The 18,134-nt window shown below is 50.7% G+C and carries 20 protein-coding genes; 10 read left to right on the top strand and 10 right to left on the bottom strand.

Annotation, left to right across the window (positions count from 1 at the left end; genetic code table 11):
- Positions 1-381: 381 nt before the first annotated feature.
- Genes Q4E93_RS19610 through Q4E93_RS19600 form a run of 3 tightly spaced genes read left to right on the top strand, consistent with a single transcriptional unit; the run spans position 382 to position 4,780 of the window.
- Entirely contained in the window at positions 382-3,516 is a 3,135-nt protein-coding gene (locus Q4E93_RS19610) for a ligand-binding sensor domain-containing protein (RefSeq protein WP_303588102.1), read from the top strand.
- A 46-nt stretch (positions 3,517-3,562) separates the two neighbouring features.
- Complete coding sequence (locus tag Q4E93_RS19605) at positions 3,563-4,354, top strand: response regulator transcription factor (protein ID WP_303588100.1); 792 nt, start codon at positions 3,563-3,565, stop codon at positions 4,352-4,354.
- Between the two features lie 3 nt (positions 4,355-4,357).
- The gene (locus tag Q4E93_RS19600) at positions 4,358-4,780 is read left to right on the top strand and encodes a DUF2141 domain-containing protein (RefSeq protein ID WP_303588098.1); all 423 of its coding nucleotides are present in this window, start codon (positions 4,358-4,360) and stop codon (positions 4,778-4,780) included.
- On the opposite strand, the gene Q4E93_RS19595 is transcribed toward Q4E93_RS19600, so the two are convergent.
- Genes Q4E93_RS19595 through Q4E93_RS19580 form a run of 4 tightly spaced genes read right to left on the bottom strand, consistent with a single transcriptional unit; the run spans position 4,750 to position 8,758 of the window.
- Positions 4,750-5,958, bottom strand: coding sequence for a lycopene cyclase family protein (locus Q4E93_RS19595; protein WP_303588096.1), 1,209 nt, complete (start codon positions 5,956-5,958; stop codon positions 4,750-4,752). The genes Q4E93_RS19600 and Q4E93_RS19595 overlap by 31 nt on opposite strands.
- Complete coding sequence (locus Q4E93_RS19590) at positions 5,930-6,409, bottom strand: sterol desaturase family protein (protein WP_303588094.1); 480 nt, start codon at positions 6,407-6,409, stop codon at positions 5,930-5,932. The genes Q4E93_RS19595 and Q4E93_RS19590 overlap by 29 nt, the downstream gene beginning before the upstream one ends.
- The gene (locus tag Q4E93_RS19585; protein WP_303588091.1) at positions 6,406-7,257 is read right to left on the bottom strand and encodes a phytoene/squalene synthase family protein; all 852 of its coding nucleotides are present in this window, start codon (positions 7,255-7,257) and stop codon (positions 6,406-6,408) included. Before Q4E93_RS19585 ends, Q4E93_RS19590 begins: the two co-directional genes overlap by 4 nt.
- On the bottom strand, positions 7,235-8,758 hold the full coding sequence (locus tag Q4E93_RS19580) for a phytoene desaturase family protein (RefSeq protein WP_303588089.1): 1,524 nt from the start codon (positions 8,756-8,758) through the stop codon (positions 7,235-7,237). Before Q4E93_RS19580 ends, Q4E93_RS19585 begins: the two co-directional genes overlap by 23 nt.
- A gap of 111 nt (positions 8,759-8,869) precedes the next feature.
- On the opposite strand from Q4E93_RS19580, the gene Q4E93_RS19575 reads away from it, so the two are divergent.
- The 3 genes from Q4E93_RS19575 (at position 8,870) to Q4E93_RS19565 (ending at position 10,399) form a co-directional block, all read left to right on the top strand.
- Positions 8,870-9,541 (top strand): MarR family winged helix-turn-helix transcriptional regulator, encoded by a 672-nt coding sequence (locus Q4E93_RS19575; protein WP_303588087.1) that lies wholly within the window; start codon positions 8,870-8,872, stop codon positions 9,539-9,541.
- 1 nt (position 9,542) lies between these two features.
- Positions 9,543-9,761 (top strand): helix-turn-helix domain-containing protein, encoded by a 219-nt coding sequence (locus tag Q4E93_RS19570; protein WP_303588085.1) that lies wholly within the window; start codon positions 9,543-9,545, stop codon positions 9,759-9,761.
- Between the two features lie 122 nt (positions 9,762-9,883).
- Positions 9,884-10,399 (top strand): hypothetical protein, encoded by a 516-nt coding sequence (locus tag Q4E93_RS19565; RefSeq protein WP_303588083.1) that lies wholly within the window; start codon positions 9,884-9,886, stop codon positions 10,397-10,399.
- Between the two features lie 29 nt (positions 10,400-10,428).
- Here Q4E93_RS19565 and Q4E93_RS19560 read toward each other — a convergent pair whose 3' ends face one another.
- Both Q4E93_RS19560 and Q4E93_RS19555 read right to left on the bottom strand, forming a co-directional pair.
- Complete coding sequence (locus Q4E93_RS19560; RefSeq protein ID WP_303588082.1) at positions 10,429-11,340, bottom strand: hypothetical protein; 912 nt, start codon at positions 11,338-11,340, stop codon at positions 10,429-10,431.
- A gap of 239 nt (positions 11,341-11,579) precedes the next feature.
- Complete coding sequence (locus tag Q4E93_RS19555) at positions 11,580-12,092, bottom strand: hypothetical protein (RefSeq protein ID WP_303588080.1); 513 nt, start codon at positions 12,090-12,092, stop codon at positions 11,580-11,582.
- 141 nt (positions 12,093-12,233) lie between these two features.
- Here Q4E93_RS19555 and Q4E93_RS19550 point away from each other — a divergent pair, with 141 nt between their 5' ends.
- On the top strand, positions 12,234-13,334 hold the full coding sequence (locus Q4E93_RS19550) for a DUF2891 domain-containing protein (protein ID WP_303588079.1): 1,101 nt from the start codon (positions 12,234-12,236) through the stop codon (positions 13,332-13,334).
- Between the two features lie 76 nt (positions 13,335-13,410).
- Here Q4E93_RS19550 and Q4E93_RS19545 read toward each other — a convergent pair whose 3' ends face one another.
- The 3 genes from Q4E93_RS19545 to Q4E93_RS19535 form a co-directional block, all read right to left on the bottom strand.
- Positions 13,411-13,623, bottom strand: a complete 213-nt coding sequence (locus Q4E93_RS19545) for a hypothetical protein (RefSeq protein ID WP_303588078.1) — start codon at positions 13,621-13,623, stop codon at positions 13,411-13,413.
- Positions 13,624-13,833: 210 nt separating this feature from the next.
- The gene (locus Q4E93_RS19540; RefSeq protein ID WP_303588077.1) at positions 13,834-15,396 is read right to left on the bottom strand and encodes a B12-binding domain-containing radical SAM protein; all 1,563 of its coding nucleotides are present in this window, start codon (positions 15,394-15,396) and stop codon (positions 13,834-13,836) included.
- 90 nt (positions 15,397-15,486) lie between these two features.
- Positions 15,487-15,720: an RNA recognition motif domain-containing protein gene (locus Q4E93_RS19535; RefSeq protein WP_303588075.1), complete on the bottom strand. Its 234-nt coding sequence runs from the start codon at positions 15,718-15,720 to the stop codon at positions 15,487-15,489.
- Between the two features lie 331 nt (positions 15,721-16,051).
- On the opposite strand from Q4E93_RS19535, the gene rbp reads away from it, so the two are divergent.
- Positions 16,052-16,342 (top strand): RNA-binding regulator, encoded by a 291-nt coding sequence (rbp, locus tag Q4E93_RS19530; RefSeq protein WP_303588073.1) that lies wholly within the window; start codon positions 16,052-16,054, stop codon positions 16,340-16,342.
- 58 nt (positions 16,343-16,400) lie between these two features.
- Here rbp and Q4E93_RS19525 read toward each other — a convergent pair whose 3' ends face one another.
- Positions 16,401-16,667 carry a hypothetical protein gene (locus Q4E93_RS19525; protein ID WP_303588072.1) on the bottom strand — a complete coding sequence of 89 codons (267 nt, stop codon included), beginning with the start codon at positions 16,665-16,667 and terminating at the stop codon, positions 16,401-16,403.
- A 69-nt stretch (positions 16,668-16,736) separates the two neighbouring features.
- Here Q4E93_RS19525 and Q4E93_RS19520 point away from each other — a divergent pair, with 69 nt between their 5' ends.
- Both Q4E93_RS19520 and Q4E93_RS19515 read left to right on the top strand, forming a co-directional pair.
- Positions 16,737-17,813 carry a 3-oxoacyl-ACP synthase III family protein gene (locus tag Q4E93_RS19520; protein ID WP_303588071.1) on the top strand — a complete coding sequence of 359 codons (1,077 nt, stop codon included), beginning with the start codon at positions 16,737-16,739 and terminating at the stop codon, positions 17,811-17,813.
- A 47-nt stretch (positions 17,814-17,860) separates the two neighbouring features.
- Positions 17,861-18,115, top strand: coding sequence for a short-chain dehydrogenase (locus Q4E93_RS19515; protein ID WP_303588070.1), 255 nt, complete (start codon positions 17,861-17,863; stop codon positions 18,113-18,115).
- Positions 18,116-18,134 lie beyond the last annotated feature (19 nt).

Raw genomic sequence — 18,134 nt, 5'->3', positions numbered from 1 at the left:
TATCTGGCAGGGCAAAAGAATGCCCCCATTGGTTACTTGACTGAGGAAAAATGCTAATCTGGAAAAAACCGATGCCGGAAAGACATCTTTGTGGTAAATGCTGGTGCGGGAGAGCTGCATCATAAGCTGGCGTTTTGGCAATCGTTAAAAACGAACCCCGGTTCGTTAGCCGAAGGCTCATCATTAGATGTCGGCGCAATGGGACTAAATTTTCACAGTTCCGATTGCGCTGACAAATACCATGTGAAGATGGTAAGAATAATTTTCCCGGGCTCGCCAGATCGTCTCAACATTTCGATAAAACTTCTCATTTTTTACGGTTCATTCCGGTATCTTACTTTCCTTTGGCTATATTTATAGTCCAAAACTAATTCTATCTGATTGATTTACAATGGTTTTATACTTGCCATCCTCCTTTTCCTCTCATCGGGGGCGGCCGGCCAGTCCTACTATTTCCGGCACTACCAGGTGGAGGACGGGCTCTCCAATAATGCCGTGCTCAGCTGCCTGCAGGATAGCAAAGGGTTCATCTGGTTTGGCACCAAGGACGGGCTGAACAGGTTCGACGGCTACACATTCAAAGTATTCAGGAACGACCCCGAGGACAAGACGACCATTGGCAATAATTTTATCCACTGCCTTTATATGGACAACAACCATGTCCTGTGGGCAGGCACCGACAAGGGCCTGTACAAATATGATGAATCCAATGAAAGCTTCAGTCTTCTCCCCACCCCTTTCACCGCCCAGGTCACCAGCATAAAGATGGATACCAGAGGCGCCCTCTGGTTCATCTCCAACTTCAACCTCTTCAGATACGACGTCGCCACCAGCAGGCTGCAGCAATTCAACGTGGAAAATTATTTCGAAGCTACATCCATCTGCACCCTGGCTGATAGCGCTGTATGGGTCTCCACGTCCACAGGCCACCTGGAAAAATACGATCCCCGCACGGGCAGGTTCGCCAGCTTCGACTTATTCAGACATTCACCCCGGTCTGTCTCCAACTGGATCGAAAATCTTTACGCCACCACCGACGGCAACATGCTGGTAGGCACGTCCAACCAGGGCGTAAAAATATTCAACACCGCCAGCGCCGATTATGAGGACGTCCTCACCTACAACCCCGACCACACGGAGATCTTCGCACGAAGCTTTTTGCAAACCTCCCCCAGTGAATGCTGGATCGCCACTGAATCCGGCATCTATATCTACGATCTCCATACCCGGGAATCCACCCACCTGCATAAAGATTACACCAACCCCTATTCCATCTCCGACAATGCCGTTTATTCCTTTTGCAGGGACAAGGAAGGGGGGATCTGGGCCGGCACTTACTTTGGCGGCATCAACTACTTCCCGCAGCAGCCTGTCACCTTTACCAAATACTTTCCGGAGAAAGGCAGGAACTCCATCAGCGGCAACGTGGTAAGGGAGATCATCGAAGACAGGTATGGAAAGATCTGGATCGGCACTGAGGACGCCGGCCTGAACCAACTGGACACCGCCACCGGGCAGTTCACCAATTATTTGCCCACGGGCACAAAGGACGGTATCTCCTATTCCAATATCCATGGCCTGCTGGCCACCGGGGACGAGCTGTGGATCGGCACCTTCGAGCATGGCCTGGATGTCATGAACATAAGGACAGGCAAGGTCATACGTAAATATGCCAAAGGGAACGACAGCAACAGGCTACGCAGCAATTTCATTTATTGCCTCTACCAGACGGCGGATGACGAGATAATGGTAGGCACCACCATCGGCGCCTATCTCTACTCCCGCAAGTCCGACGATTTCGCCCTCCTGCCCGGCATGCCCTTGCACAACTGGTACACCAGCATCGTGAAAGATAAAAAGGGCGTTATCTGGGCGGCGACCTATGGCAACGGCGTAAATTACTACGATACAAAGACACGCACGGGCGGCAACTTCAGCTACCAGGCAGGAAATAAGAACAGCCTCAGCCACGACAGGGTGAACAAGATCTTCGAGGACAGCCAGGATCATTTATGGTTTGCGACGGAAGGAGGCCTTTGCCGCCTCAATCCCCAAACCCGCCAGTTCAAAAGATTTTCCACGGCAGACGGGCTCCCCTCCAATTTTATCCTCAGCATCGCCGAAGACAGCGAAGGGCGGCTGTGGATCAGCACCACCAAAGGCCTTGTCTGTTTTAATAGGAGCACCGAGCAGGTGGCCGCCGTATATACCAAAGCCAATGGCCTGTTGAACGACCAGTTCAACTTCAGCTCGGCCTTCCGGGACAGGAATGGCAACATGTACTTCGGCAGCGTAAAAGGGCTCATCTCCTTCCAGCCGGGTAAACTACTGGTAAAAGACTTCTCTTCCCCCATCTATATCACAGGCTTCCAGGTCAACAACAAGGAGCTGGTGATCAACAAGCAGGGCTCGCCCCTGGGGCGGTCCATCACTTTCACTAATAAGGTGGTCCTTGCGCACGGCCAGTCCACCTTCAGCATCGATTTCGCCTCGCTCAGCTACACCGCGCCCGAAATGTCAGAATACGCTTATAAGATGGAAGGGCTGGACGCCGATTGGACCTATCTGAAGACCAACCGTAAGGTATACTTCACCAACCTCGCCCCCGGCGACTATACTTTCAGAGTAAAGGCCGCGGGCAGCAGGGAGACCCGCCTCGTCATAGATATACTGCCGCCCTGGTGGGCAAGCCGGTGGGCCTATACAGGCTACACAGCCCTCGCCCTGCTGCTGACCTGGTATATCACACGCGCCTACCGCCTGCGGCTGAAGGACAAGGAGAGAAGAAGGATCGAGCAGCTGGAGATCGCAAAAGAAAAGGAATTATACGAAGCCAAAATGCAATTCTTCACCAACGTAGCCCACGAGATCAAGACACCCCTCACCCTGATAAAAGGACCCCTGGAAAAAGTGATCAGGAAGGCCGGCGATGACCCCGGGATAAAGGACAGCCTCCGCATCATGGAGCGAAATACGGACCGGCTGGTGGATCTCACCAATCAATTGCTGGACTTCCGGCAGACCGAGATAAAAGGTTTTAGCCTCAGCTTCACCGAAGCCAACATCTCGGGGATCGTGGAAGAAATTTTCACTAGCTTCAGACCCCTGGCCGAACAAAAAGGATTAGCTTTCAGCCTGTACATGGGCACCAAAGACATTTACGCCTTTATCGACACCGACGCATTCAACAAGATCCTCGCGAACCTGCTGAGCAATGCGGTGAAATATGCGAAAAGCAAAGTAGCATTGCATATATTTCCCCTGAGGTCCGGCGACAGATCGTTCGTCATCGAAGTAAAGAATGACGGCTACCTGATACCCATGGAAATGAAGGACAAGATCTTCGAACCTTTCTTCCGGCTGAAAGCAACGGAAAAGCAAAAAGGCACCGGCATCGGCCTCGCATTATCCCTGTCCCTGACACAGCTGCATAAAGGGAACCTGATCCTGAAAGAACCTGAAGACGATATGAACGTATTTCTTGTATCCATACCACTAAACCAGGTTGCCGTATGAAATGCTTCGCATTCCATTTGACCATTGAAAAGACAAAGTGTATCAAATGAACAAGCCACTACTTTTACTGGCCGACGACAATGAGGAGATCCTGGAGTTCCTGGAACACGAGCTCGACGAAAAATACACCGTGATAAAGGCGCTGAATGGGCAGGAAGCGCTGGAGCTGTTGAAGGAGCATGCCGTACAGCTGCTGATCTCCGACGTCGTCATGCCTGTGATGGATGGCTTCGAGCTGTGCAGGCTCATAAAGACAAACCTCGAATACAGCCATATACCCGTCATCCTGCTGACGGCAAAGAATACCCTGCAGTCGAAGATCGAAGGGCTCGAACTGGGCGCCGACGCGTATATAGAAAAACCCTTTTCACCGGAATACCTCCAGGTCCAGATAGCCAATCTGCTCACCAACAGGAATAAGATCAAGGAATATTTCGCCAGCTCCCCGCTGGTGCACATCAAGAGCATCGCCTACTCCAAGGCCGACGAGCTTTTCCTGGAGCATATCAACGACTGCATCGTGAAGAACCTGGAAGACCCCGACCTCGACGTGGAGAAGCTTGCCAGGCTGATGAACATGAGCAAGCCTACCCTGTACCGGAAGATCAAATCGCTGTCCGACCTGTCTCCCAATGACCTCATCAATGTGACAAGGCTGAAAAAGGCTGCCGAGCTGCTGGCCGAAGGCACGTATAAGATCTACGAAGTATCTACCATGGTAGGCTATGCGTCACAGACGAACTTTGGAAGGAATTTCCTCCGGCAGTTCGGCATGACCCCGTCCGACTATCTCACGATGAAAGAGGCGGAAAAGAACAGGCCGGAGGGAGGGCAGTAACCAATGAGACGGCTTTTGCTATCCATGTTGTCCCTTTCATTATCTTTCGCCGGCCGTACCCAGCTGCCTGTGAAAGTCAAGGTAGACAAGCTCTCTGGCAGGACCGGCAGCATCTATCTTGCCGTGTATAACTCAGCTGCGACCTATATGGATCCCCAAAAATGCCTCCGGAGTAAGATCACAGCTGTAAAAAATGTTAAGACCGTATTGATCGATCTGGGAGAGTTGCCCGCCGGAAGATATGCCATCGCTTTATTCCTGGATGAAAATGGCAACGGGCAGATCGATAAGAATATATTGGGAATACCCAAAGAAAGATATGGCTTTTCGGGCAATCGTCATCCCTGGTTCCGCGCGCCGGATTTCGAAGAGGCAGCCATCGATGTGGATGCCACTCACACAACGGTCTCTATTTCCTTACGATGACGCACGCTGGCCCTCATCTCGCGAAAGGCCTCTTTCAGGAAGAGGAAGAGGGGAAGACGTCTGAAGATCGCCATCTCCTCCTGCAAGGTGGACGCATTTCTCATAAAATCCAGCACCGTCACCGCCGGGTTGTTCTTAAACAAACTAAAAAAGATCCCGGCTCCTTTATCGGGATACTTCTCTAAGATCCGCAGGAGTACCCGGTCATAAAAACCTCTGCGGGCCGGTAGAGAATGGGGAAAATCCTTTGGCCATTCTCCTTTGTTGAGCGCCGCGATCATCTGCTCCGTGTGTTCTTGCACGAACATAAATGTATAACCGGAAGAAGGTTTTGTACAACCGCCCGCAGTGCCAATGGGGATCACGCGGGGACCTTCGTTTGTGATGGAAAGATCACACATGGGGATGATGCCTTTCTCCTTCGACCTCACCTGTATGCCGGCCCCCGGGAACTGTCTGCCCAGATAATCTGCAACCGCGGCCTCCAGGCTTTCCTGCGGCCTGATGCTCCCGGTGAACAAAGTGTATTCCACCAGTGCGGTCCGTTCATCCATGGGCAGCAGATAACAGAAGGCCACGGCATCTTTTTGCTCCATCCTGAAGTCCATCAGGCGCGCCGCCACCGCGTCGAACACCGGCTGTTGGCTCCGGATAAACCATCCTTCGAATTGCTGATAGAGTACAGGCCCCGTCTCTCTTTCGAGCGCCGCCAATTGCCACCGGCTGTCGAAGACCAGCGAAGCAGTGAAATGCTCAGTGGCTGTGCTGATGGAGACAAGTTCGCTCATCGGATGCAGCCCTTCCACCATCTCTTGTACCCACCGCACATTAGGATGGCGGCGTATCGTCGCGCATGCCTTATCCCGGAACCTTTGTCCGCTGATCATCTTATACGCATACGGACGGAGATCGATCCGCAGCTGCTCCTGCTCCGAAAAAAAATCCGCCGCCTGCCATTTCTTTTCCACCAGGTCTTCAAAACGCCCCTCCTCTTTTTCCCAAAAGCACCAGGTGCGCGGCGCATAGTCATCCAGCGACCTGTCCAGCAGGAGTATCCTGCTGCCGGATGTCTTTTCGTTCTCCAGCAACGCCATCACCAGCATCAGTCCGGATAAGCCGGCGCCAACGATGGCAAAGTCAAAATGGTCCTCAGGACTTTTGCTGCAACTCCTCATCATTCTTAATTTTATCCCGGTACTTTTTTTCAACGAACAAAAAACCAAACGACTCGCCCTTCTTTCGCTCCAGGTGTTTATGATGCATCTTATGGGCCCAGCGCAGCTGCCGGATATACCTGTTCCTGCTGCGGCAAAACCATTTCACCCGTTGGTGCACGATGACATCATGCGCCAGGAAATAAGCGATGCCATAGAGCAGGATACCCAGTCCCACGCAGATGAGCCAGGGGTTGGAAGAGCGGTTCCCCAGATAGCAGCAGCCGATACTCGGGATGGAAAAGAACAGGGCGAACCAGTCATTCTTCTCCAGCTTTCCGTCATGAGGCTCGTGATGATCACGGTGCAGCACCCAGAGAAAGCCATGCATCACCCACCGGTGGGTGGCCCAGGCAACCAGCTCCATCAACACAAACACCGCCAGCGTCACCAGCACGTATACAATGTATATCATGGTATCAGTTTTATTTGACCCACACCGAGAGCCGTCCTCAGCAAGAGCAATGCTTTTTGCAAATTTGGTACTCTCACCCTTTTTCGCATCAATACCTCCGGCGGCAAGCTCCTGATCTTTCTAAACAGGCAGAGATAGTACCGGTATGCCACCAGCACCCCGAACCGGGCCTTTGACGGCAACCGCTGGATCCCTCTGTACGCCACTCTAAGATCCTGTAAGATATCCTGTTCGATGAACGCTTTTGTCTCGGGGCTGAACCGGGTGAAATTAACGTCCGAAAAATATTGCCTGTTCAATCCTTCCACATCATCCCGCAGGTCCCGGAGAAAATTGATCTTCTGAAAGGCGGCACCCAGAGCCGTGGCTTCTTTTGACAGGACCTTTGCCAGGTGGCTGTCCCCTTCGCAAAAGATCTGTAAGCACATCAGTCCTACCACTTCCGCGGAGCCGTAGATATATTCCGTCAGCTCCTCCCGGCTGCTCCATTCCTTCTTCTCCAGGTCCGTTCGCATGCTCTTGAAGAAAGCCGCCACCAGCCGCTCTTCAATATGGAAGCGGTTCACCGACAGCTGAAAGCTTTGCAGCACCGGGTTCAGACTGATCCCTTCCCGGATGGCAGACCAGGTATCCGCCTCAAATCGGTCCAGGAGCGTCACCTTATCATAATCATGAAAGGTATCCACGATCTCATCCGCCAATCTTACAAAGCCGTAAATGCCATGAATAGGGTCCCGCAGATCAGGATGCAGTAGTTTTATCGCGGATGAGAAGGACGTGCTGTACCTGCCCGTAACGCAACGACTACAGTCATGACTTGCCTGGTTAAAAAGAAAGACGGTATTCATTTGCGTCGTAGTTTAAGGGATTAGGGAAAAACTTATGTTCCTTGAGATATTTCGCGGCCTCCATCGCCACCGTCCTGCCGGATAAGAATGCGGGAGGCAGCCCCGGCCCCGGAACCGTTAACTGCCCGCAGAAAAATAGGTTGCTTACTTTCCCGCTCCGCATCCTTGGCTTTCCAAAGGCCGTTTGCTTCAAAGTGTTCGCCAGCCCATAAGCGTTACCCCTGAAAGCATGGTAGTCCGCGCTAAAATCCTTCAAAGCATAATTCCTTTTATAAATGATATGATCCTTCACCGAAGTGCCCATCCTCTCTTCCAGCCGCCGGATCACCTTTTCCAGGAAGATCTCCCTTAGCTCCTGGCAGTCTCCTTCGAGGCCTGACGCCACCGGGATCAGGATGAAAAGGTTCTCACAACCCGCCGGCGCCACCGATGGATCCGTGACAGAGGGCGCACAAACATAGAACAGCGGGTCCTCGGGCCATTGCGGGTCCTTATAAAGTGACCGGGCATGATCGTCAAAGGAGGTGTCAAAGAAGAGATTGTGATGATCCAATGGCAGCTTCTTATCCACGCCCAGGAAATACAGCAGACAACTGGGAGCCATCTCCCTTGCATTCCAGTACTTATTATTGTATTGTCTATGTGCCGGATCCAGCAATTGTTCCATATAATGATAGTCCCCCGCACCGATGACCAGGTCCGCCTTCTCTTTATGCCCGGCACAACTTACCGAGACCGCCTTCCCATTCAGCACTTCTATCCCATCGATGTCCTGCTCAAACCGGAATTCCACTCCCAATTCCTCCGCCACACGATGCACGGCCCGCGGGACTTCGAACATACCGCCCTCCGGGTACCAGGTGCCCAGCGCCGTATCCGCATAGTTCATCAGGCTGTACATCGCAGGGATACGCTCCGGCATGGCGCCCAGAAAGATCACCGGGAACTGCATGATCTTCCGGATCATAGGATGTTTGAAATAATGGTCCACATGCTCCTGCATGTTCCGGAATGGCTGCAGCTTTTTCAATAAGGACAACACGTCCTTGGAAACGAACTCCGATAGTCGGAGAGAAGGCTTGGTGGCATAGCGGTACATACCGATCCTGTATTTCTCCGCCGCATGGTTGAGATAGATCTTCAAACGCTTTGCACTGCCTGGCTCCAGCTGCTCGAACACCTGACCCAATGCTTCCATGCTGGCGGGGATCGCTATCTCATCCCCCTTGAAGTAAACGCGGTAGGAGGGATCCAGTCTTATCAGCGAATAATAGTCTGACGCCGACTTACCGAACTCGTTAAAGAAATGCTCAAATATCTCCGGCATCCAGTACCAGCTGGGCCCCATGTCAAAAACAAAACCCGCGTCCCGGAATTGCCGGGCCCTTCCTCCCGGCATATTACTTTTTTCGAACACCGTCACGCGGTAACCCTGCTTTTGCAGGTGACAGGCAGCTACCATTCCTGATATTCCTGACCCAATAATTGCAATCTTACCCAAATTAGTATGTTTTAATACTAAGTTATAGTAATTTAAAATGTTTTAATAAAATTAATAGTATTTTTTCATACTAATTTGTTTTCTACCTTCGCGTAGTTTATATTTATTTTAATGTCCGATTATAGCTTTTTCCTTCAATTATTGCCCGAACTCCAGGCCTACGAGGCAGAGACAGGTAAGAAACCAGCTGAAATTCAAAGCTTTGCACAATGGCTGGGGAAGCGCTATTCCGTCAGCTCAACAGCAGGGGAGCTGGAATCCCGGCTGGCTTGGAATGGGAAAGGGAATGGCGGCAAACCCCACTATACTGCTTCCAATCTCATCACCGCCTTGTCACGTTATAAGATGATTTATGTCAAACTTGCGCTGGAAGGCACCCCTTTCGAGACCTATGATGAATTTGTATTCGTGCTGAGCCTCGTTTTTGCTGGTCCCTACACCCAATCACAATTGATAGAAAGACATGTACAGCTGAAACCCACAGGCATGGAGGTCATCCGCCGGCTCTTGCGCAAAAATCTGATCACCCAGGAACCCTCGGGCAGCGACAAACGCAGTAAGGTTTTACATGCTACGGATGCCGGCAGGACAGCCTTCTACGAAACGCTCTCCCGTATCAATGACGTCACGGATATGGTGATGGCCCCTCTTTCGGCGGAGGAGCGGCTGCGGCTCTTAGAGTTGCTGCAAAAGCTGGATAAAGCTCACCGGGATGTTTTTATGAATAATAAGAAAATGGAGCTCGGTGAGCTCCTTGAGAAATTTGGCGTACAAAGGTCGTGATATGTTTCGCCAGCTCACCCTGAACATGAGCAAGCCAACCCTCTACCGGAAGATCAAATCCTTGTCCGATCTTTCTCCCAATGACCTCATCAATGTGACAAGGCTGAAGAAGGCCGCCGAGCTGCTGGCCGAAGGCACGTATAAGATCTATGAAGTATCTACCATGGTGGGCTATGCGCCACAGACGAACTTTGGAAGGAATTTCCTCCGGCAGTTCTGAATGACCCCGTCCGACTATCTCACGATGAAAGAGGCGGAAAAGAACAGGCCGGAGGAGGGATAGTGAACCCGATGCAACGGATGGTGACATTCCCTTGTCAGGTAGTAAAACCCCTTCTTCAAATGAAAAAAGCACTCCTGCTCTGTTATATAGCGGCCTTGTGCGCCAGCTGTGGCAAGAGCGATAAGCCAACGCCTGCCGTGGTCTGCGACGTTGAAAAGGCCCGCGCCGACAATGCGTCCAAGGTCACCATCACCAATGGGATATGGGGAACCCTTTCCCTGTTGACCGGAGATTGCATGCCCTTGCGCTCGCCAAACAAAACATCCTGTAGCAATTGCCCTGTAAAGCGGACGATGCGGATCTATGAGCGTACTACGACGGCCCAGGCGACGCCCGCCAATGAGAAGGGGTGGTATGACAGCTTTAGTACCAGGCTCCTGAAAGAATTTTCATCGGACGACAACGGTTTCTTCCAGGTGGAGATCGATCCCGGCGCCTATACCTTGGTGGTAATGGATTCCGGTAAAATATATGCATTCGGCGGCGCAGACGGGCAAGGTGATATTTGCTTGATAAATATCACGGGAGGAAAACAGCAAGCTGATAGGACGATGGTTGTCAATGCAGTTTTTTAGACAACGTCCACGGTAAATTGGAGGAAGGGTCATCTCCTCACAATCACAATCAGCGGCGGCCTTGGATTATAGCTATAACTGAGGAGATTCCCGCTCATGATATTGATCATCCTCATTTGTATCACCGCCATGATAGCTGGGTCCACCTGCGACATGCTGTCATAATATCTTAAAGAGACATGGATGCTTTGCGGCGCGCTGTTGCTATGCTTCTTAAGGCTATAGGTGATGACGGCATCGACGGTAGCGCCATTCACAGGAGCGCTGCCAAACGCGCCCGGCGTGTTCGCATCGCCATTCAAGGTCTTATCCAGATTGATCTCACCGCTGAACTTATCGATAAATATATTTTGGCTGGTCGCTGAACCATTGACGTCAAAGGAACAGTGCCCGCTGTTGCCAGGGCCGCTGCAATCCGAGGCCTGGTAAGCATTTGCATCAAAATAAGGAACAGCGATGGTAGCCCCGTTCCCCAAGACATACACACTATCCATATAGTCCGCGCCGCCGATGATCAGCGTGCTCAGACAGGTGTCATGCGTACCATCCTTCACATAGCCGATCGCATATCTTTGGCCGGTCTCGCTTTTCGAAATATTGATGGCTCCGGTATGTTGATTGAGAGAAAGACCGGCCGGCCAGGAGAAATAATGCCCCGGTCCGGGATCGTTGACAAGGCTGACAATATTATCCGCCCCGCCAGTGGGCTGCGGATAGATCACGCTGTCCCCGTACAACGGAGCAGGAAAACATCCCGTCAGCGGATGCGCAGGATAAGCAACTCGCGAGCCACCAGCCGTATCAGTCTGTACGGTGGGTCTGCGGGAATCAATATGGGTCGAAGCGGAGGCCTGTTGGGAAGTATCCGAGATGGCCTTGCGACAGGCAACAAAGGAAAACAGGAGCATAAATGCAACCAATAATTGCAGTTTGGCTTTCATAGTAGGGGTAAGTTTAGGGATCGTCACTTACAAAATACAAAAAAACCCGAGACTTTATATAGGTGTAACCATTTATTATTTTTCCCGTTAAAACTTATAGGCCACGCTCGCCGCGAAATCCCTTGGTTGCTGGGGGTTCACCCTTATTCTCTGAGCGTTATAAAACAATCAGCCATTTAACAATACGTAGTACGGTAGAGTAAATACGCCTGTCGCACTATTATCACAGCGGGTATTCGCTAGATCACCACGACATCGAAAACGGCATGAAGCTCACCTTTCTTTCTTTTTTTATACAATCTGTAAAGTTCATATACATCCCCGGCAGACTTTAATTCATAATTTCCCAAGCCTGACCACAGGTCCACGATCCTGTCGTTCTCCAATTTCAGCATCAGCACATTGACCCAGGTGGCGATGCCCCCCATTTTATAGGCCATGACAAAATAATGCTCGCTTTTCGAAAGAAAGATCAATTGCCGGGAAGGTAATTTCCAGGACGACGTGCAGCAACAGCGGTAGTCCTCGCCCGGATTTCCCAAAGAGAAGCTGTCGTATGACAAACAGCGCAGCTGCTGCATGATCGCAGCAGGGATTTCTTTCTTATCCTTGAAGGTTTGAAACGGCTCCAGGTTCAGACCGGCAAGAAAGACATCCAGGTTCTTGTCCGATAGGACCCTCGAACTATCTATCCTGCAGTCGCAGTTCTTTTGCCCGAAGGCATGCAGCTGGAGCGCCAGTAACAGGATCAAAACTAATTGCTTGCAGATCATTTTAAAATTGCATCCTCCATTGAAGATATCAAAATTGTTCTTATTTTAATAGGATATGTCTATCCACCTGTAGCAATGAGTAACTTGCCAGGCAGAAGCCATTAAGAAAAACAATCATTCATGATCAAGACCAAGCTTCTCCTCACCGCCATCACGTTTATCCTGTATACCTCAAGCTCCGTCGCCCAGGACACCCCACAAATCACGACAAAAGCAAGCAAGATCGAATTGACCGTCGCAGGCGCCTCCCACTTTGCCGACCTGCCCCTGCGCTGTATGCAACGCGAATTCCCTTACAAGACAGGAGTCACCTTCGCCGATAGTACCCTGATCGTAAACCCCCAAAATTATCATCCGGCCTTCTACGGTTGTTTCGACTGGCATTCCAGCGTACATGGCCATTGGATGTTGATCCGGCTCCTGCAACTATTCCCTTCCATGCCCCGGGCGGCGGAAATTCGTCAAAAACTGGAAGAGAACCTGACTGCTGCGAACATCGCGACAGAGATGAAGATATTTACCATGCCCGACAACAAAAGCTTCGAACGTACCTATGGCTGGGCCTGGCTCCTTCAATTACAAAATGAATTATTACAATGGGACGACCCCTTTGCGAAAAAATTACGGGACCACGTGGCGCCATTGGCCCAGCAGCTCTCCAGGATGTATATTGAATACCTGCCCAGGCTGCAATATCCGATAAGGGTCGGGGAACATTCCAACCTGGCCTTTGGTTTACGGCTGGCCTTCGATTATGCCGAACAGGCAAAAGATACGGCGCTCAAACAAAGTATCATACAGACAGCCCTGCGTTTTTACAGGAATGACATAAATTATCCGCTCTCCTGGGAGCCGGGTGGAAATGACTTCCTGAGCCCTGCGCTGGAAGAGGCAGATCTCATGTGGAGGATCCTCCCGGCAGCAGACTATGAACGCTGGCTCGTCAAATTCCTTCCGGTCATCGCGGACAAGAATTTCAACCTGGAGCCCGGTGTGGTAAAGGACAGGACCGATGGCAAGCTGGTCCACCTGGACGGCCTGAATCTCAGCCGCGCCTGGGACCTCTTTGGTATCGCCAGGCATTTCCCCGCCAATAAGACACAACTGTATAGGGTGGCCAACAGACATCTTACGGTGGCCCTGCCAAATGTCGCCAGCGGCAATTATATGGGGGAGCACTGGCTGGCCTCCTTTGCCGTGTATGCGCTGACGATGCAGTGATCATTCGCCGCTAGCCATCAGAAAATTATACCGTCTTCGTACCTCTTATTTTGACCAACGATGTCCGGCATCCACGTCAGTCCAAAGGCGTAAACTCCGCAAACAGGCTGGCCGACTCCGGCAATTGGTTCAATGGTACATAATCACAGACCTCCGCATATTCCCCCCACATCTTTTGTACCTCAACATTCATATGCGCCTGCCTGATAGCTTCCGCCGATAGCCATTCGAATACTTCCACGATCGTCCCATCACCCGTCTCCAGCAGCACAGGTGCCCTTTCCGTCACCAGACCTTCTTACGCAGCCGTTCCACATGTGTGGCCGATAGCCGCTTTAACGCATCTGCTTTCCCGGGCTTTGGCCGGTAAGCTACAATGACAATACGTCCCATATAAAAAGGTATTTATTTAAGGTCGCTTACCTTGATCCGCCGATGGGTGCCTACTTTAGAAAGCAGCACAGGAAAAAGGATAGCCGTCTCTATAGCCCCCGCTTCATTACGACATAGCCACCACCTTCGCCTCCTGAAGCCCCACGCTCTTCTTCATATACGCATTCGGATCATGATTGATCGCTCCTTCCGGAAGCCATTTCCACCATTCCCCCAGGTCCCTCCGAACAATGTCACTATAGAATGCCGGCAACTCCCTCGTCTCGCCTTCGAAGTACTGCCGGAATGATTTGTCGCCCACCAGCTGCTCCCGCACCTTTTTGAAAAATCGTATCCGTCCATACCCTTCGGAGGAAATAGCCCGCATGACATTCATCCAGCGCGCCGTATTGTTACGGGTCGCCTTCGCCCGGCGATAGATCGCCCTGGGGGAAAAAGTATATTTCGTCAGATCGATCACCTTGTCATAAAAATCCACCCAGTCATAGTTCCGGGGCTTGATATTCATCGCCAGGTGATTGTTGAGGAAGTGGAAAGGGAAAGGCAGGACGCGGCCCTCTTTCTGATAGCCCAGGTTCAGTGGCGCCGCGGCCCCAAAGGCCGTCAACAGGGAATATCCGGGGAAAGCGCCCGGCGCCAGATCGATAAACTGCTTCGTCAGCTCGAACGGCTCATCGCCGGAATCACTGTCCAGCCCCAGCACGAAATTCGTCTGGACATAGGGGACATGGTCCAGGATCATATTGACATGCTCCGCCACCTGCTTCACTTTCTCGCCGCCGGTATTTTGCCCCGTCCGGGACTTATTACCCAGCTCATACCATGTCTCGACACCCGGCAGCAGGGCCGTAAAGCCATTCTCCCGGAATACTTTTAAATGCTTCTCCGTCAGGATGGACAGGCTGCTCTCGGCAATAAAGCGGAAACTATTGCGGGGCGCCGCCGAAGCGATGGCCTCCATATTGTCTTCAAAACGCACCCCGAAGTTGGGATCATGCCATGCCACCATCGGCTGTTTAAACCGGGTGAGCAGGAACTGCAGGTCCTCCTTCATGCTCTGAAAATTCAAAGGCTGGTAAGGCACCACCGAGTCGATGCAGAAAGAGCAGGTATAAGGACAGCCCATACTGCCGATCATCGGCACGATCTTAAGCAGCGGCGCTTTCTTTAAAGTTGCTTCTATGAACTTCCATCGCTCCCTCACGCCAGGGAGCTCCAGCGGCTGTTTGCCCGCTGCGAGATATCTCCCGTGCGGCTTGTAGACACTCCGGTCAGCCAGGACCTCGGCGATGGTCTCCTTATTGGTAAATCCCAGGACATAGTCGAAATACAGCAACGCGTCATCAGGATAACACCGCGCATGCGGGCCACCCAACACCGTTATGATACCTTTGCTCCGGAAATAATTGCTTAGTGAATAGGCTAACAGGGCTGCCTGGGTGAAAGAGCTGATGAACAGGATGTCGAATTTCTCGGCGAACTCCTGTTCGAAATCTTCGCGGCCCGTATAACACATCAGTTTAACGTCATGCCCTTCCTGCTCACACCAGGTGGCGATCACCTGCGGCATAATGCTCGCCAGGTTGGCATGCATGATCTTTCCCCAAAGGGTATGGGTGGGGCCCTTACAAACAAGGTCGATCACGCCGACTTTCAATTGCTTCTTCATTATAACTTTCAGATTGTTTACCGACTGATAAATAAAGATCCACTGCCCGTCAAGCTCCGTGCAGCGAGGATCATAAAAGCATCATAACAACTAATGCACTTCACTCACCTCCATGTAATAGTTCATGAACTGTAGTCGGTTTAACTGTTGGATCGCCACTTTCGCATAATGGGATTCCATATCTATATAGCCAATGCCAATTGAATGGCCCGTCGCCGTGTCGCTGACGATCTTACAAGAATAAACTGCTCCGTAAGGAAGGAACAGGTCTGTCAGGTGCTTTGCCGTTGTATTCGAGTTTAAATTGCCGATAAGGATCTGCATAAAAACAAGTTTAATGGCAATTTATTCGTGCGAGCTGTTGATAGGGCTTACAGGCAGATCAGACTATAAAGGCAGCCATATGAGTTACGTTAGGTAAGTTAACGAATAAATCCGGAGAAAGCTAATTTATCTTGTTTCCAACGTGTTAAATCTCCGTTTTACGAGATTTATTAGGCCGCCCCGTTGAAAATGCGTATCTTCAGACCTCATTGCCTGAGATGTACAACATTAAGTAATTGATTCGCTTTTTTGCTTCCTCCCTTCCAGAATCCCGTTTCCTCTACTTTTTATTGCATTGGCTCAGTACATTTTAAACTATTTAATTTTATTTATGAACATGTACGTTTCAAACCTGGCCTTCCAGGTCACCGACGAAGAGCTGAGATCGATGTTTGCCAAATATGGAGAAGTCACCTCCGCGAAAGTAGTAATGGAAAGAGAGACCGGAAGGTCGAGAGGTTTCGGATTTGTGGAAATGGCAGACAAGGCCGCCGAAGAGGCGATGAAAGACCTTGACGGCACCCAGCTGGATGGCAGATCAATCTCTGTATCGAAAGCTAAGCCTAAGACAGACAACAGGGGCGGCGGGTCCTTTTCAAGAGACAGAAGTAACCGTTGGTAAATAAATAAAGCCTTCAGATCATGGATCTGAAGGCTTTAAACTATCCGTATCAGATGGATCAGTTGTATTCTTCTCCCCGCTCGAAAGCTTCATAAGCGGCATGAACTTCTTGCATGATATTATCCGGGAGTCCGTTGAACTTCAACTTCTCCCAGGAAATAGTCGCCGGGAAAAACTGATCAAGGCTTTGATGATGATTTCGAAGATAGTCGCGGCTCTCCATTGGCCAACGCGGCTCACCCTTCTCGAAAAATTCGATGAACTTCACTTCAACGCTGCCGAAATTCTTTTTTAACAGCTCAATGCCGGAAATTTTTTTAATCATGTAAATTATTATAATTAAAGGTAAGCAAAATAAATACCAATGAACTTACTTTCCTTTAATGAGTAAACTATGCATCGGTCAATTATCACAGGCTCCGGATCTTACATCCCTGAATTAATAGTAAAGAATAGCGATTTTTTAAACAACACGTTCTATTCGGAAGAGGGCGCATTGCTGGATAGTCCCACAGACGAGATCATCACCAAGTTCAGCAAGATCACAGGGATCAGGGAACGTCGCTACAGCGCGTCCTCGGTACCCGCATCCCAAATGGCGGCCATGGCAGCGGAAGAGGCCATACTGAACAGTAAAATAGACAGAGAATCCATCGATCAACTGATCGTCGCACATAATTTCGGGGACATCTGCGGCACATCCGGCCGGACAGATCTCGTTCCCTCACTGGCATCACGGGTAAAAAAAATATTGGGCATAACAAATCCTTCCTGCATTCCGTACGACCTTATATTCGGCTGTCCCGGCTGGCTGCAGGGTATCATACAGGCAGACGCATTCTTTAAAGCAGGCATGGCTAAAAAAGCCCTCGTCATCGGCGCCGAGACATTGTCGCGCGTCGTAGACCAGCATGACAGGGACGGCATGATCTTTTCCGATGGCGCAGGCGCCTGTACCCTCGAATACAACAAGCCGGAACACGGGAGAACAGGCATCCTCTCCGCCAAAGTCCGCTCCGATTGCGGAGAAGAGACAACATTCATTCGTATCAACGGCACATACAAGCCTTCATCCGGACACGAACAGCGTTACATCAAAATGAAAGGCCGGAAAGTCTATGAATACGCTTTACGCCATGTGCCGCTAGCCATGAAGGACTGCCTCGACGCCGCCGGCATAGCCATTGACGAGCTGAAAGCGATCTTCATCCACCAGGCCAACGAAAAAATGGACGAAGCGATCGTAAAAAGCTTTTACGCACTGTACGGGGTCACAGAAGTGCCGCACCATGTGATGCCCATGACCATTCAGTGGCTGGGCAACAGCTCCGTCGCCACCATTCCCACCCTGTTCGACCTGGTCAGCAGAGGTAAAATGACAGGATTTCAGCTGAATAGAGGCGATGTCGTTATCTTTGCGTCCGTCGGCGCAGGCATGAACATAAATGCAATATGCTATGGGTGCAATTGAGGATTGCCCAGGCTCTATATATAAGTCGCTGATCGAAAAACATTATTATGACAATTGAACAGATAGAAAAATTCATCGCAGGCAACAAGGAAGATCTTAAGGAACCGGCAAAGATCTTTTTCAAGACAAGAGGGACCGTGGAAGGGATCTTTATCAGAACTTCCGACTTCCTGGAATTGAAGAAGAAGAACTTCTGGCGTATCGTATCGTCGAAGAATCTGACGGATTACAAAGAATCAAAGGATATCAACCTGTCCAGGATCTTTAATGGCGCCGAATTTACAAGGCTCAGCCAAAAATAACGGCACCTGACCAAACGCC

Origin of the sequence: Flavitalea plasmicola, assembly GCF_030546645.1 — a bacterium.
GTDB lineage: Bacteria > Bacteroidota > Bacteroidia > Chitinophagales > Chitinophagaceae > Puia.
Note: the sequence above shows the minus strand (reverse complement) of the source record. Positions and strands in the feature narration are given on the sequence as shown.